At 71.5% G+C, this 14561-nt stretch carries 10 protein-coding genes; 5 read left to right on the top strand and 5 right to left on the bottom strand.

The features are described from left to right. Window positions 1-43: 43 nt before the first annotated feature. The 3 genes from AB0C33_RS24565 to AB0C33_RS24555 form a co-directional block, all read right to left on the bottom strand. Window positions 44-1042, bottom strand: coding sequence for a hypothetical protein (locus tag AB0C33_RS24565; RefSeq protein WP_358291690.1), 999 nt, complete (start codon window positions 1040-1042; stop codon window positions 44-46). Further along, the gene (locus AB0C33_RS24560; protein WP_358291687.1) at window positions 1039-2208 is read right to left on the bottom strand and encodes a hypothetical protein; all 1170 of its coding nucleotides are present in this window, start codon (window positions 2206-2208) and stop codon (window positions 1039-1041) included. Before AB0C33_RS24560 ends, AB0C33_RS24565 begins: the two co-directional genes overlap by 4 nt. A 106-nt stretch (window positions 2209-2314) precedes the next feature. Beyond that, window positions 2315-3610: a cytochrome P450 gene (locus AB0C33_RS24555; RefSeq protein WP_358291685.1), complete on the bottom strand. Its 1296-nt coding sequence runs from the start codon at window positions 3608-3610 to the stop codon at window positions 2315-2317. A gap of 192 nt (window positions 3611-3802) precedes the next feature. Here AB0C33_RS24555 and AB0C33_RS24550 point away from each other — a divergent pair, with 192 nt between their 5' ends. The 5 genes from AB0C33_RS24550 to AB0C33_RS24530 all read left to right on the top strand — a co-directional run bounded on the left by AB0C33_RS24550 (window position 3803) and on the right by AB0C33_RS24530 (window position 10228). Next, window positions 3803-6004 (top strand): transglycosylase domain-containing protein, encoded by a 2202-nt coding sequence (locus AB0C33_RS24550; RefSeq protein ID WP_358291683.1) that lies wholly within the window; start codon window positions 3803-3805, stop codon window positions 6002-6004. A 228-nt stretch (window positions 6005-6232) separates the two neighbouring features. Further along, a complete protein-coding gene (locus tag AB0C33_RS24545; protein ID WP_352358712.1) occupies window positions 6233-7204 on the top strand; it encodes a LacI family DNA-binding transcriptional regulator in 972 nt (323 codons plus the stop codon). Further along, a complete protein-coding gene (locus AB0C33_RS24540; protein WP_358291681.1) occupies window positions 7191-8468 on the top strand; it encodes a serine/threonine-protein kinase in 1278 nt (425 codons plus the stop codon). Before AB0C33_RS24545 ends, AB0C33_RS24540 begins: the two co-directional genes overlap by 14 nt. Window positions 8469-8636: 168 nt before the next feature. Then, window positions 8637-9710, top strand: coding sequence for a lytic polysaccharide monooxygenase (locus AB0C33_RS24535; RefSeq protein WP_358291680.1), 1074 nt, complete (start codon window positions 8637-8639; stop codon window positions 9708-9710). Next, window positions 9707-10228: a hypothetical protein gene (locus AB0C33_RS24530; protein ID WP_358291678.1), complete on the top strand. Its 522-nt coding sequence runs from the start codon at window positions 9707-9709 to the stop codon at window positions 10226-10228. The genes AB0C33_RS24535 and AB0C33_RS24530 overlap by 4 nt, the downstream gene beginning before the upstream one ends. A 173-nt stretch (window positions 10229-10401) precedes the next feature. Here AB0C33_RS24530 and AB0C33_RS24525 read toward each other — a convergent pair whose 3' ends face one another. Together AB0C33_RS24525 and AB0C33_RS24520 are read right to left on the bottom strand one after the other, a co-directional pair. Then, window positions 10402-11994 carry a cellulase family glycosylhydrolase gene (locus tag AB0C33_RS24525; RefSeq protein ID WP_358291676.1) on the bottom strand — a complete coding sequence of 531 codons (1593 nt, stop codon included), beginning with the start codon at window positions 11992-11994 and terminating at the stop codon, window positions 10402-10404. 76 nt (window positions 11995-12070) lie between these two features. Next, window positions 12071-14551 carry a glycoside hydrolase family 9 protein gene (locus AB0C33_RS24520; protein WP_358291829.1) on the bottom strand — a complete coding sequence of 827 codons (2481 nt, stop codon included), beginning with the start codon at window positions 14549-14551 and terminating at the stop codon, window positions 12071-12073. Window positions 14552-14561 lie beyond the last annotated feature (10 nt).

Below are 14561 nucleotides of genomic sequence, written 5' to 3'. Positions count from 1 at the left end.
CGGCTGTCGCAGGTCACGCGGGTCGAGGGAGCCGGAGCTCCCGCTAGTCCGAGGTGCCCGACTCCAGCGTCGGCAGGACGCCCGGCACCCGCTCGATCACCACGAGGAACGGCGAGACCGTCGGGCTCGGCAGGACGAGCTCGGTGACGTTCCCGTGGACGGTCTGCCCGAAGGGCCCGGCCACGCCGTCCCTGAGGCTGTAGACGCGCTCCACCGTGGGGGCCGCCGTGCCGAGGAGCTTCCTGGTGGCGTGCCGCAGCCAGCGCAGCTCGCTGTTGACCCGCCGCCAGGTCGCCGGGATCATGCTGGCCGCCTCCGCCTTCGTGCCCAGCCGGAGCGTGATCCGCCCGCTGGCCCCGAACGTGTCGCGCAGCACCGGGTTGACCACGAACATGCCCGACCGCAGGACGCGCACGCCCTGCCGGTTGACGTTGGCCAGGCCGCCGCCGCTGATCAGCGAGGACAGCTCGCAGCGGGAGCCGTCGAGCGTGTCGGGGTCGTAGTCGACCTCGGGCGGCTCCTCGAACACGATCTTGTTCAGCCGCAGCCCGGCCACCCCGTCTTCCTGGACCCGGCCGGACAGGAACGTGCGCACCTCGTCGCAGACGCCGTCGCCCTCCATGATGTCCAGGGCCTCGACGCAGATCAGCCCGTCGTCCGGGATCTCCTCGGGGGTCAGGTCGAAGGCCACGCGGGCGTGCGGGTTGCGGCCGCGCAACAGCACGCACTGGCGCAGGCGTCCCTGGGAACGGATCTGGACGCACCGGGGCGTCGTGAAGTCGGGGCCCGTCCTGCCGGTGTGCCAGCCGCTGACCGACCGCTCGTCCATGGACAGCGACATCTGCACCCGCAGCGGCCGTCCCTGCGCGGACACCTTGAAGCCGACCAGCCCGGACGTCTCGAACCTGCCCACGATCTGGCTGCCCCGGTGCAGCCGGTCGATCACCTGCAGGGCGGGGAACCGCCCGCTGGTCACGTGCACGGGCGGGATCGCGGGCAGGATCACCGGGTCGAGCTCTGTGATGGGTCCTGTTCCGGTCATCGGGCGCTCCTCGCGGGGGTCAGTGTGGTCTTGGCCAGGTCCTGGAAGTCGAATCGGGTGAGCACGGGGTCGCGGCGCTCCCACATGCGGCGCACCGCCTCGAAGAGCGGGTCGCCGTCGGGCTCGGCGTGCCGCAGGGCGACCGCCAGGGCCCGCGGGTAGTCGGGGCCGAGCTCCCAGCGCGGCAGGACCTGGGTCGGCACGTCGGCGCCGCAGCGGCGCAGCCACAACCACAGGCGGGCGCGCTCGCGCTGCTCCGGGCCGAGGACCGTCTCCGCCTTGCCGTGCACGGCGACGGCCTCGCCGAGCCGGTCGCGCAGCTCCTCCGGCGTGCGCGCGAGGTGGGTGGCCCCGCAGGCGGCGCCCTCCGACCAGCCGGCCTGGATGACGGGGACGCCGAAGGCGGCCAGGTCGCTGCCGCCGAACGTGACGGCGACGTCGGTCATGCTCCACAGGATGTTCGGCGACAGCAGGCCGGAGCGCAGGCGGTCGAGGAACAGCCAGTTGGCCGAATCCTCGCCGGCCGCGTACCGCTCGGCCTCCTCGAACAGCTCGGTGTCGCGGCCCGGCATGTGGCCGAACACCGTGACGGTGGGCCGGCCGGGGTCCAGGCGCAGCCGGGAGCAGCCGTAGAGGCGGAGCTGGCGGCGTTCGGTGTCGGTGCGGACCTGGTAGCCCTCCTTGGCCCGCCAGGCCGTACGCTCGGCGCTCGGCCGGATCGCCTCCCTGTTGGGCCAGATCTGGCGCTCGAAGAACTCCGCGACCCGGCCGGGCAGCTCCTCGCCGAAGGAGACGGGCGTCTCACCCGGGAAGAGCGCGTACGCCTGCAGCGACCCGGTGCCGTGCACGTGCACGACCGGGATGTCGGTGCGCACGCCGGGATCGATCCGGCTGGTGACCAGCGCGTCGGGCGGCCCGAGATCGGCGGCGGCCCCGAATGCCTCGGCCAGCGGCCGCCACCGCGGGTCGGTGAGCACGACCAGCCGGGCCGACAGCAGCCCGCACACGGCCTTGGCGACCATGACGGTGCGCACGACCGCCCGGACGTCCTCGTCGAACGCCTCGGCCACCACGCAACCCGTGTCGCCCGCGCTGTCCCCCCAGTACGCCCTGGCGGCCGAGACCAGTTGATCGACCTGCTCCTCGTCGTCCACGACACGACGCATGAAACCCTCCACCAAGGCCAGGAAGAATCGCCCCGGTGAACGTTGCCAGACCCTCGCGCGCGCACCCGCGCGGCAACACGCTTCTTTGCCCGGCGCTGCCCGAATCTCAGACGGCCTCGACCTGGTCGATGACGAAACGGCTGTTGGGGACGGCCGGAGCGCGCCACGACGGCATGCGCAGGTCCTGGGCCGGCACGCCGTAGGTCATCCAGCGGGTCAGCGCGGTCACCGCCAGCTTCATCAGGTCCACGGTGATCCACTCGCCGGGGCACCGATGCCCTTCGTAGTGGTCGCCGCCGCCCTGGGGGACGAAGTCGTACTCGCCGCCGTCCCATTCGGCGAACCGTTCCGGGCGGAACTCGCCTGGACGGTCCCACAGGCGCGGGTCGTGGTCGATGCCGTACAGGTCGAGCAGTGCCCGCCGGCCCTGCGGGAAGTGCTCGCCGTGCCAGGTGAAGGGCTTGGCCACCTTGGCGGCGACGAACGGGAAGAACGGATAGAACCGGCGTACCTCCTGGACGAAGTGCTCGACGAACTGCTCGTCGCCCTCGCGGACGCGCTCGTAGTACTCCGGGTGGGCGTGCAGGGCCATGGCCGCGAACGTCACGAACCTGGCCACCGCCACCGTGGGCCGCAGCACGTTGTGCAGCTCGACGGCCGCGGTCCTGGCCGGCAGCAGGGCGCCGTCGGGGTCGCGGTAGCCCGCGATCAGGCCGGTCACCGTGCCGGCGAAGCGGCCGGGGTCGTCGCGGGCGAAGCGGATCAGGCCGGACAGCCACAGGTCGCCCTTGATCCGGGCGTACCGGCCGCGCAGGTAGCGGGGGCCGAGCCCGCCCGCGCCCTCGATGGCCGCCTGGAGGGTGGCGGTGACCTCGGGCACCCGCGCGGGCGGCAGCGGCACGCCCGTCCAGTCGCAGACCGCCTGGCACAGCAGCCTGCTGACCTCCTCGTACAGGACGACCCGCGGCATGCCCTGCCAGGCGCGGATGCGCTCGCGCCAGCGCCGGCCGGCCAGCTCCGCCAGCCGGTCGCGGCCCTCCCGGCCCATCAGCGACATGAACATGGCCTTGCGCGCCCGGTGGGTCTCGCCGTCGAGGGCCTGCACGCCGTTCCTGCCGAACAGCGTCGCCTGGAGCCGCCGGGGCGCGGCGCCGTCCCGGACGAACAGCTCGGGGTCGTAGAAGACCTCGGCGGCCTGCGCGCCGGTCATGCAGACGGTCGGCTGGAGCAGCAGCCGCGTCTCGAAGACGTCGGAGCCGAGCCGCCGCGCCCGGTCGCCGATGAAGCGGTACGGGTCGAGCAGCAGCGTCAGGGTGTCGTCCAGGACCGGCCTCCGGCGGGGAGCGGTGACCGGCTCACGGACCCGCGCCTGCTCGCGTGGCAACACTCGGTGAGAAGTCATGACCACGCCCTATCCCCGCAGACCCCCAGGAAACGAATTCGACGGGAAACCCGGCGAACCAAATCCCGTGCTTCGGCGTCTCACCCGGGGTAGAGGCATCCACCGCCGGCGCGCGCTTCGTCTTTTTACAGAGAGCAGGTCATGGGCGGGTTTAGGATGCACCCAAAAGCCGAGATGGGGAGGTTTTTCCGCATGGGTTCCCGAATGTCGAGCATCGTGCGCCTGACCGGGGCTGCGATGGCCGCGGGAGTGGTGGCCGCGGCCATCGCGTTGCCGGCGGTCGGCGGCACCGGAGCGATGTTCGTCTCGGCGTCCGAGGAACTGAACATCAAACCGGAAGACCTCAAAGAACCGCCGCTCGCCGAGAAGACGACGGTCCTCGACGCCAAGGGCAACCAGATCGCCCAGTTCTACGAGGAGTACCGCGAGAACGTCTCGCTCGACCAGGTGGCCGACATCATGAAGACGGCCATCATCTCCATCGAGGACTTCCGCTTCTACCAGCACGGCGCGATCGACATCGAAGGCACCGCGCGAGCCCTGGCCAAGAACCTCACTTCGGGCGGCATCGCCCAGGGCGGCTCCTCCATCACCCAGCAGTACGTCAAGCAGGTGCTGCTCAACTCGGCCGTCACCAAGAAGGAGAAGAACGCCGCCCTTGAGGCCAGCTACGCGCGCAAGCTCAAGGAACTGCGGTACGCGATGGCGGTCGAGGAGAAGTACAGCAAGGACGAGATTCTCGGCAAGTACCTCAACATCGCCTACTTCGGCGCCGGCGCGTACGGGATCGAGGCGGCGGCCAAGCGCTTCTTCGGGGTGTCGGCCGCCGAGCTGACGCTGCCCCAGGCGGCCGCGCTGGCCGGCGCCGTCCAGGACCCGAACAGCACCGACCCCAACCTGGGCAAGCAGGCCCAGGCGCGGCTGCTCCAACGGCGCAACGTGGTGCTCGACAGGATGCTCGAACTCAAGAAGATCACGCCTGAGCAGCACGACGAGGCCAAGTCCAAGAAGCTCGGCTACAAGGGCACCCCGCTGCCCGGCGGCTGCGGCGCCAGCCCGTACCCGTACTTCTGCATGTACGTGCGCAACGAGATCCTCAGCAACCCGGCCTTCGGCAAGACCAGCAAGGCCCGCACCCAGTTCCTCAACCGGGGCGGCCTGACGATCAAGACCACGATCGACCCGAAGATGCAGAAGGCCGCCGAGGAGGCCATCAAGAAGCACGTCTTCGCCTCCGACAACCCGGTCGCCTCCGAGGCCCTGGTCAAGCCGGGCACGGGCGAGATCAAGGCCATGGCCGCCAGCCGCAAGTACGGCAACTCCAGGCGCAAGCACGAGATGTCGTACAACGTGGTGGCCGACGCGGTGCACGGCGGCGGCGTCGGCTTCCAGGCCGGCTCGACGTTCAAGACGTTCACCCTGCTCACCGCGCTCAAGCAGGGCATGAAGATCAACGACGGTTTCAACGTGGGCAGCGGCTACACCGCCCCCAACTACTGGGCGTTCAAGAACTGCAAGGGCCAGAACGTCGGCGACCCGAGTCACACCGTCACCAACGACGAGGGCGGCGGCGGCTTCAAGTCGCTGGCCACCGGCACCTGGGGCTCGGTGAACACGTTCTTCATGACGCTGGAGCAGAAGGTCGGCCTCTGCAAGGTGGTCGAGACCGCCAAGTCGCTCGGCATCAAGCGCTCCGACGGCGGCAAGCTCCAGGAGTTCGAGACGTTCACGCTCGGCATCAACGAGATGGACCCGGTGACCGTGGCCACGGCCTACGCGGCGATCGGCGCGCGCGGCAAGTACTGCCCGCCGACGGCCATCACCCAGATCACCGACCGCAACGGCAAGGTGACCGAGTACAAGCCCAAGTGCACGCAGGCGTTCGACCCCGAGGTCGCCGACGCGGCGGCGAACATCCTGTCCGGCGTCTTCACCAAGGGCACGATGCGAGGGGTCGGCGGCATCGGCCGGCCGGCGGCGGGCAAGACCGGCACCACCGACGACCAGGCCACCGCCTGGTTCGCCGGGTTCACCCCCGACCTGGCCGGCGCGGTCAGCATCGGCGACCCGCGCGGCTCGACGACCCACAAGCTGAACGGCATCACCATCGGCGGCCGGTACTACCCCTCGGTCTTCGGCGCCTCCATCCCCGGCCCGATCTGGAACGCCACCATGAAGGCCGCGCTCAAGGGCACCCCGGCGACGGCCTTCACCCCGGTCGACTCCTCCCGCTTCGGCGGCTGCGGCCAGGGCTGCGCCCCCCGCAGGCAGGAGCCCGACGACAACAGGGACCAGGGCCTCACCGACGTCAACCCCGACGGCGACTTCGGCCCCGGCCAGGGTTACCAGAACGGCGACGGCAACGGTCACGGCCGCGGCCGCGGCAGGCGCTAGAGACGGACGTCCAGGGGTATCCGGCGCGTCCCGGATACCCCTAACGGATGGTCAATATGGCGTGATCGACCTGCGGCGGGAAAACCTCTGGCGGTGACCACCGCCCCCACCTGAGCAGATTCGGCGGGCGTCCGCACACCCGGACGCACCCCCTGCGAAGGCCCTATTAACAGCGGCGAAACATTGGTAACGTGGGAGCGCTCCCAGGATCTTTCCGCGAGGTGCTCCATGACCGAGCAGCCCACACTGGCACAGGTGGCGGCCGCTGCAGGGGTTTCCCCCGCGACCGCATCTCGAGTCCTCACGGGCTCGGTGCGGGTCAGTACCTCGACCCGCCGGCAAGTCTACGACGCCGTCTCCCGCATGGGCTACGTCCGACAACGCGCGCCCAGGGGCAGCGCCGCCAAGACGCTGACCGACGGCGTCACGGCGGTGATCTGCGACCATCTCCCCCGCCTGTTCTCCGAGCCCTACTACGCCAGGCTCCTGTCCGCCGCCGGAGCGGTGATCGCCGAGCACGGCACCCACCTGATGGTGACGACCGTGACGCCCACCTCCTCCACGCTGCCCGCGCTGTCGGGCGCCGTCCTCATCGTCGGCGCGCGCGAACGCCATCCGCTGGCCATCAAGCTGTCCACGGCCGGCATCCCGGTCCGCAACATCGGCCGGCCGCCCCACGACCTCAAGCTGCCCTACGCCGACGTGGACAACCTCGACGGCGGCCGGCAGGCGGCCGAGCACCTGCTGTTACAGGGCCGCAGGAACGTGGCGGCCATCGGCGGCCCGCCCTCCCTGCCCGCCGCCCGCGACCGGCTCGAAGGGCTCGTCCGCACCCTGCAGTCGGCCGGCGCCCCCGACGTGCCCGTGGCCTACGGCGACTTCACCGCGGCCTCGGGCACGCACGCCATGCAGTGGTTGTTACGCCACGCGCCCGGCCTCGACGCCGTCTTCGTCGCCTCCGACCTGATGGCGGCCGGCGCGATCCAGGCCCTGCGCCGGGCCGGCCGCAAGGTGCCCGCGGACGTCGCCGTGATCGGCTTCGACGACGCCCCCGTGGCCCGGCACACCGTCCCGGCGCTGACCACCATCCGCCAGCCCGTCGAGGAGCTCGCCACGGTCGCCACCCGCCTGCTCCTGACCGGGGCGACGGGGATCGACCCCGTCCTCCCCACGGAACTGGTCATCCGTGAGTCAGCTTGAGCCGGGGGACGTGCTGGCCCGGCGGTACCTGCTGCTGGACCCGCTGGCCCACGGCGGCATGTCGGTCATCTGGCGTGCCTTCGACCAGTCGTTGCAGCGGCTGGTCGCGGTCAAGGTGCTGACCGCCTCGCTGCACACCGACCACGGCGAACGCGTCCGGGTGCGCAGCGAGGCCCGCGCCGCGGCCCGGTTCATCCACCGGGACTCGATCGAGATCTACGACTACGGCGAGACCGTCACCGCGAAGGGCGGCGTGGCCGCGTACGTGGTGATGCCCCTGCTCGACGGCACCCCGCTGGCCGAGCGCATCGCCGAGGGGCCGCTGCCGTGGACCGAGGCGGCGGCCATCGCCCTGCGGCTGGCCCGCGTGCTGATGGCCGGGCACGCCCGCGGCCTGGTCCACCGGGACGTCACCGCCGAGAACGTGCTGCTCACCGCCGACGGCCCCAAGTTGCTCGACTTCGGCATCGCGGCCTGGGCCGGCGACCCCGACGACGACCGCGGCACCCCGCCCTACGTCGCCCCCGAACGCCTCCTCGGCGCCCCCACCCACCCGGCCGTGGACGTGTACGCCCTGGGCGTGCTGCTGTTCGCCATGCTCACCGGGCGCACCCCGTACCCGGAGACGACGTGGGAGGAGATCGAGGCGGCGCGCCGGACCGATCCCCCGCCCCGGGTGACCGGCGTGCCGCACGGCGTCGCCTCGCTCTGCCAGAGCTGCCTGGCGCACCTGCCCGAGGAGCGGCCCACGGCCGAGGAGATCGTCGCCGCACTGACCTCGGCGCTCGGCACGGCCGGGATCGCCCGGCAGGTGCGGCGCGGGCTGACGGTGGCCGGGTCGGCGCTGCTGGCGCTCACCGTGCTGCTGTGGTTCCAGCGGTCCGAGCCGGAGCCGGTGCTGTCGCCGCAGGTCACGCCATCCGTCGCGCCGTCAGTCACGCCGCCCGTCACGCCCTCCGCCGCGGCGTCGGCCTCCCGGGCGTTGCGGAGCTCACCGGCCGGGCCGGTCACCGTCGAGCAGGCCGTGGACGGCTTCCACGACTCGCTCGAAGACGGCGAACCGTGCGACGCGACCGACGCGGACGTGGTGCTCGACCTCAAGCAGGTGCTCGACTCGCTGGTCCGCGGCCCCGCGGTCACCGGCACGGCCGAGGTGCGGCGCAAGGTCGCCGACCGGGCCAGGGAGGGCCGCCTGGCCCCCGCCTGCCGGGCGGAGCTGGAGGCCAGGCTCAAGGTGATCGACCGGGCCATGGAACCCGGCTGAGGGGCACGCCGGGATCGGCGCCCCTCGCGCCCGCCGGGCCAGGCACTGACCAAGATCGGCTGAAAGTTTCACACCGCGTTGTCGGGACGGCGCCGCCCATGGTTCAATGCGCTGGCCGGGCGGGCTGATCGTGGGCGTTCCTGTGTTCCCCTGCACGAAGGAATCCCCATGAAACACTTTCGAACGGCGGCGCTCACCGCCGCCCTGGTCCTGCTGGCCACCGTCCTGATCGCGCCGCCACAGGCGCAGGCACACGGCGTGTCCATGTTCCCCGGCGCCAGAACCTTCCTGTGCTGGCAGGACGGCCTGCGCGAGAACGGCCAGATCCAGTCCTACAACCCGGCCTGCGCGGCGGCCGTCGCCCAGAGCGGCGCGACCCCGCTCTACAACTGGTTCGCCGTGCTGCGTTCCGACGGCGCCGGGCGTACCAGCGGCTTCATCCCCGACGGCCAGCTCTGCAGCGGCGGCACCGGCGGCCCCTACGACTTCACCGCCTACAACGCCGTCCGCTCCGACTGGCCGCTGACCCACCTGACGTCGGGCGCGAGCATCCAGATGCGGCACAGCAACTGGGCCCAGCACCCCGGCACCTTCGTCTACTACGTCACCAAGAACGGCTGGAACCCCGACGGCCCGCTCAAGTGGTCGGACCTGGAGTCGTTCGGCAGCGTCACCAACCCGCCCGCCAGCGGCGGCCCCGGCGGGCTCAACTACTACTACTGGAACGCCCAGCTCCCCTCCGGCAAGACCGGGCGGCACATCATCTACACCCACTGGATCCGCTCCGACAGCAACGAGAACTTCTACAGCTGCTCCGACGTCGTCTTCGACGGCGGCAACGGCCAGGTCACCGGCGTCGGCCCCGGCGGCGGCACGCCTTCAGGCACGCCCACGTCCACCCCGACGGTCACCCCGACGGTGACCCCGCCCCCCGGCGGCTGCACCGCCACCTGGAAGGCCACCGACACCGGCTGGGCCGGTCACTTCCAGGGCGAGGTGACGGTGAAGAACACCGGCACGGCGTCACTGAACGGCTGGACGGTCAAGTGGACCTACTCCGGCGGCCAGGGCTTCGAAGGAGCGCCCTGGAACGGCGTGCTGTCCGCCCAGCCGCCGAACGTCTCCGTCAAGAACGCCTCCTACAACGGTCAGCTCGCGCCGAACGCGTCCACCACGTTCGGCTTCAACGCCACCGGCTCGATCCCGAGCCCCGCGCCCGCGCTGACCTGCACGAGCCCGTGACCGGACCACGTCGCGGGAAGATCGCGGCAGGCGTCGCCCTGGCCGGCCTGGCGCTGGCCGGGGCGACGCTGTTCGCCGCCCACCAGGAGTCGGCGCGGCTCGACCAGGAGCTCGCCGCCCAGGTGACGCTGATCCTCGAACGGGCCACGCCCCAAGAGCACCACGACCACGGGCACGGGTTCGAGGCTCGGGTGGTGTGCGCGGTGGAGCCGTTCGGCACGGACCCGCCGGACGCCGCCGGCCTGGCCGAGGTGCGCTGGGTCTACGCGCGGCACCTGTGCGCGATCGTCGGCGAGAGCCGCGACTGGGCGATGTCCGTCCGGGCCTCGGGGCCCATCGCCGTCCGGCTGGGCGTGCCGCCGCAGGTCAAGGTTCCTGCCGCCGGGCCCGGATATCCGGAGCGGGTCCGGGCGCTGATCCCCGCGCGCTACCACGACGAGGCGTTCGCCGACTTCTCGGACGAGGCCGCCATCGACGCGGCCCGCGAACGCTTCTCCCACGCCCAGGACCCCCGCTGACCGCCGGGCAAGGCCGAGCCGGTGGGTGGTGCAAACGGACGCGGCCGGCTGGGGGTTCGCCGGCCGCGTCCGTCCCATCCGGGCGGGATGGTGTCGCGGGCAGGATCAGTTGATCGGCCTCACCTCCTCCTTCTCCAACCGGCCTCTCCAACCGGCTTCTCCAGCCGGCTTCTCTAGCCGGCGCAGGTGTAGCCGGACGGGACGGACGCGTCGCCGTCCGGACGACCGGCCTGGATCCCGAAACCGGTGGCGGCGCCGGGCGCGAGCGTGCCGTTGTAGCTCAGGTTCCGCGCGGTCACGGTCCGCCCGCTGACCGTCACCGCGGCGTTCCAGAAGCCGGTCACGGTGTGGCCCGCGGGCAGCGTGAACGTCACCGTCCAGCCGTTCCTGGCGGTCGTGCCGGTGTTGGTCACCGTGACGGGCTGCAGGACGTACCCGTTGCCCCACCGGCTCTGGACGGTCCCCACGGCCGTGCAGCCGCCGTCGCCGCCCCCGGCCAGGGTGGTGAAGGAGGCCGTGGGCGAGGCGGCCGACTGGTTGCCCGCCGCGTCCCTGGCCTTGACGTGCACCTGGTAGGCGGTCGAGGGCGACAGGCCGGTCAGGGTGATCGAGGTGGTGGCCGTCGTCCCGATCGGGACGCCGGCCGAGGTGTAGACGTCGTAGCCGGTCACGCCCACGTCGTCGGTGGCGGCCGGCCAGGTCAGGGTGGCGCCGGACGAGGTGACGTTCGAGACCGCCGGGACGCCGGGGGCGCTCGGCGGCGTCGGGTCGGTGGCGCCGCCGCCGTAGACGGACGCCTGCCTGGCCGTGGCGGCGATGCCGTTGGGGCCGTTGAACAGCCGCTGCCCCCACGAGGTGAGCCGGCTGACGTCGAAGCCGGTGACCTGGTCGAGGTACTCGACGCCGCCGCCGTTGCCGCTCCATGACCAGCCCAGGTAGCCGAGGCCGTGGCTCACGGCCTGGGACATGATCGTGTCCTCGTCGGGGTCGCCGTCGGAGTGATTGAACCCGAACTCGCCGATGACCAGCGGCAGCCCGGCCGTCCGGAACGCCTCCAGGTACGACGTGATCTCGGCGGCGGTGTCGTAGACGCCGTACATGTGCACCGAGAAGATCGTGTTCTTGTCGGGGTCGGCGGCGAAGACGGACGCGGCGTTGTCCCGCATGACGTTCTGCCAGTCCTGGCCCCAGGCGGGGGCGTCCACCATCAGCGCGTGGTGGATGCCGTTGGCGCGCAGCTTGGCGATCGCGGCCTTGGTGGCCTCGGCCCAGCCGGGCGTGGTGGCGTTGTTGCCGATCGGCTCGTTGCCGATGTTGACGACGACGTGGTCCTCCTGTCCGGCCAAGGCGCTCTTGACGCTGATCCAGTAGTCGGCGGCCTGGTCGAGCGTGTACGCGCCGCTCTGCTCGCCGTACCCGGTGGTGTCGTGATCCTCCAGCACGCAGATGAGCTTGTTCTGCTTGCACAGGGAGACCACGCCGGCCACGTCGGAGGCGGAGTTGGCGCTCCACCGGCCGCCGCTGAGCACGACGCGCACGGTGTTGGCCTTCAGCGACTTGATGTCGGCGAACGCCTTGGTCTGGGCCGGGTACCAGGTGTGGGCGTGGCTGGTGCCGCGCATCACGAACTCCTGGCCGTCGCCTTCCAGGATCTTCGTGCCGCTCACGTGGATGCCGGTGGCGGCCTGCGCCGCGGTGCCCGGCACGATCAAGGAGGCGGCCACGAGCGCGGCGGTGAGCGCCGGCGCGGTGAACAGTGATCGCATGTGCTGCCTTTCCCTGAGCCGGTGGATCCGCCCTCGCCCCTGCTCGGCAGCCGGGGCGAGGGCGGGGTCGGCAGGCTCAGGCGGGGGTGCAGGTGAGGTCGGGGGTGGACGGGGCGCCGTTGGCGATGAAGCCGAACGTGGTCGTGGCGCCGGCGGCGAGCCCGCCGTTCCACGCCTCGTTCCTGACGGACACGGACGAGCCGGTCTGGGTGAGCCTTCCGCCCCAGAGCTGGGTGATCTGGTTCGCGGACGTCCAGGCGGCCGTCCAGCCCGTGATGGCCGCGGAGCCGGCGTTCTTGACGGTCACCTCGGCCTGGTACGCGCCACCCCAGGAGCTGGTGACCTTGAACGTGGCCGCGCAGCCGCCCTGAGGCGGGTCGGCGGTCGTGAACGACGTGCCGTCGGACGGCGTCGAGCTGTTGCCCGCCGCGTCCCTGGCCACCACCGAGACCGTGTACGCCGTCGCCGGGCTGAGCCCGCTCAGGTCGTACGAGGTGCCGGTGGCCGTGCCCGCCTTGGCGGACCCCAGGTAGACGTCGTAACCGGTCACCCCCACGTTGTCCGTGGAGGCCGTCCAGCTCAGCTTCGCCGCCGTGCCCGTGATCGCGGAGACCGCGGGCCTGCCCGGCTTGCTGGGCGGTGTCGTGTCCTGCTCCTCCGGCCCCGGGGGCTCACCCCAGATCTTGGTGGCGCCGCTGTAGAGGGTGATGTTCTTCGTCTGCACCGGCGTCGCGCCCGGCGTGGCCGGGATGCCCTGATACGACCAGTCGTCGGCCGGGTTCCAGGCGCCCGCGCTGGTGATCCTGAACTGCACCTCCCTGCGGTGCTGCGACTGCCCGGCCGGGGCGATGGCCTGCCCCGAGCAGTCGATGTCCACGTAGAGCACGCTCCCGCCGGCCGCGCCGAGCGTGGGGGCCTTGCACTGCGTGTAGGCCGACGACACGCTGATCTGCGAGGCGGTCGTCGAGCCGTCGAGGGTGAAGTAGTAGCGGAACGAGCCGTCCGACAGGACCCGGGCGGGCCAGGCCGACTGGTTGCGCACGATGGCCTTGATCTCGGTGAAGTTCGTGCCGGAGGCGTTCACGCCGGCCTCGACGAAGATCTCCGGGCCGTCCGGGGTCTCGGCGGGCGGGAAGTTCGCCGCGGGCGCTCCCCCGTACTCCTTGTAGAGCCGGGCCAGGGCGCTGGTGAAGCCGGCGTTGTAGTCGGTGGCGACCTCGTTCATGACGTAGTCGTCGCGTTTGTCGGCGTAGACGTCGTCGGGGTCGGGCGGGCCGCCGACCAGCGCGCCGTACAGCGTGTGGCGGCTGTTGACCGGGTTGGTGATCTGGTCGGTCCACGAGCCGTGCGCCGTGCGGTGGTGCGGGTTCTTCGGCGGGTTGGCCCCGAACCCGATCAGGTACGAGGAGTTGCGCGGGTTGTCGCCGAGCGCGTAGTTGATCTGCCGGACCGCGAAGTCGTGGTAGCGGGCCTTGCGCGCCGGGTCGCTGATCGAGTCGCTGTGCACGAGCGCGACGAACGAGGTGTTGGCCGCGTACCGCAGCGACCCCCACCGGTCCAGCACGGCCTGGCCGCCCGGCGAGTACCTGACCTTGGAGCCGTTGACGCCGACCGTCCACCAGTCGAGCCAGCGGTCGGCGTCGTCCAGGTACTTCTGCTTGCCGGTGAGCTTGTGCAGCAGCACGTACGCGCCGTACGACTTGTCGTCCCAGGCGATCGTCCACTTGTACGACTTCGTCGTGGTCTGCGGTTCGTTGCCCAGGTTGTCGTAACCGGCCTCGGCCTTGGCCAGGTAGGCGGCGTCGTTCGTGGCCCGGTAGAGCCAGATCGCCCCCCAGACCAGCTCGTCGTTGTAGCCGCTCCAGGAGTTGTAGTAGCCCTGGGCGTCGCTGATGCAGTCGCTGTACTTCTTCCTGACCGTGTCGGCGAAGGAGTACAGCTGCTTGGCGTGCGTCACCAGCTTGTCGGCATATGCCGGATCGGTCGGACGGAAGACGATCGACGAGGCCGCCATCGCCGCCGCCGTCTCCCCCGCCAGGTCCGAGCCGCCGCAGGACGCGTCGATCTTGTAGGCGGGCCGGTTCATCTGCATGGCCTCGGCCGGGCCCCACCAGGCGTGGTCGGTGCCGCCGTTGCCGACCTGCCCGTACAGCACGTTGGCCGACGGGTGGGCCTTGACGAAGTAGTCGTTGACGAACCTCAGGTTGTTCAGCAGGTGGGTGAGCTGGCCGGAGCCCGCGTAGGCGTCGCGGTACTCCACGCCGCCCCAGGCCAGCATCGTGGCCGAGAAGGCCATCGGGAAGCCGAACTTGACGTGGTCGCCCGCGTCGTACCAGCCTCCGGTCAGGTCCAGCCCGGCGTCCTTGCCGTCGTTCAGGCCCGAGTCGCCGCGCCAGGAGACGCGGTTCCAGGCGGGCAGGTCGCCCGACTGCTGGGCCTCGTAGAACCACAGCGACTTCTGCAGCGCCTCACCGTAGGAGAAGGCGGGCGCGGCCGCGTGGGCCACCGGCCCCACCCCTGCGAGCAGGGGCAGGACCAGCGACGCCGCGGCGATCATCGCCGTCTTT

The sequence above is a fragment of the Nonomuraea sp. NPDC048881 genome (genome assembly GCF_040649795.1).
Classification (GTDB): Bacteria; Actinomycetota; Actinomycetes; order Streptosporangiales; family Streptosporangiaceae; genus Nonomuraea.
The sequence above is the reverse complement of the archived record's forward strand: the minus strand, read 5'-3'. Positions and strand labels throughout refer to the sequence as shown.

Excerpts from the sequence above, each read along its gene's own strand:
- AB0C33_RS24555 (WP_358291685.1), bottom strand. The coding sequence starts at position 3,610 with ATGACTTCTCACCGAGTGTTGCCACGCGAGCAGGCGCGGGTCCGTGAG.
- AB0C33_RS24545 (WP_352358712.1), top strand. The coding sequence starts at position 6,233 with ATGACCGAGCAGCCCACACTGGCACAGGTGGCGGCCGCTGCAGGGGTT.
- AB0C33_RS24525 (WP_358291676.1), bottom strand. The coding sequence starts at position 11,994 with ATGCGATCACTGTTCACCGCGCCGGCGCTCACCGCCGCGCTCGTGGCC.
- AB0C33_RS24550 (WP_358291683.1), top strand. The coding sequence starts at position 3,803 with ATGGGTTCCCGAATGTCGAGCATCGTGCGCCTGACCGGGGCTGCGATG.
- AB0C33_RS24565 (WP_358291690.1), bottom strand. The coding sequence starts at position 1,042 with ATGACCGGAACAGGACCCATCACAGAGCTCGACCCGGTGATCCTGCCC.
- AB0C33_RS24535 (WP_358291680.1), top strand. The coding sequence starts at position 8,637 with ATGAAACACTTTCGAACGGCGGCGCTCACCGCCGCCCTGGTCCTGCTG.
- AB0C33_RS24560 (WP_358291687.1), bottom strand. The coding sequence starts at position 2,208 with ATGCGTCGTGTCGTGGACGACGAGGAGCAGGTCGATCAACTGGTCTCG.
- AB0C33_RS24520 (WP_358291829.1), bottom strand. The coding sequence starts at position 14,551 with ATGATCGCCGCGGCGTCGCTGGTCCTGCCCCTGCTCGCAGGGGTGGGG.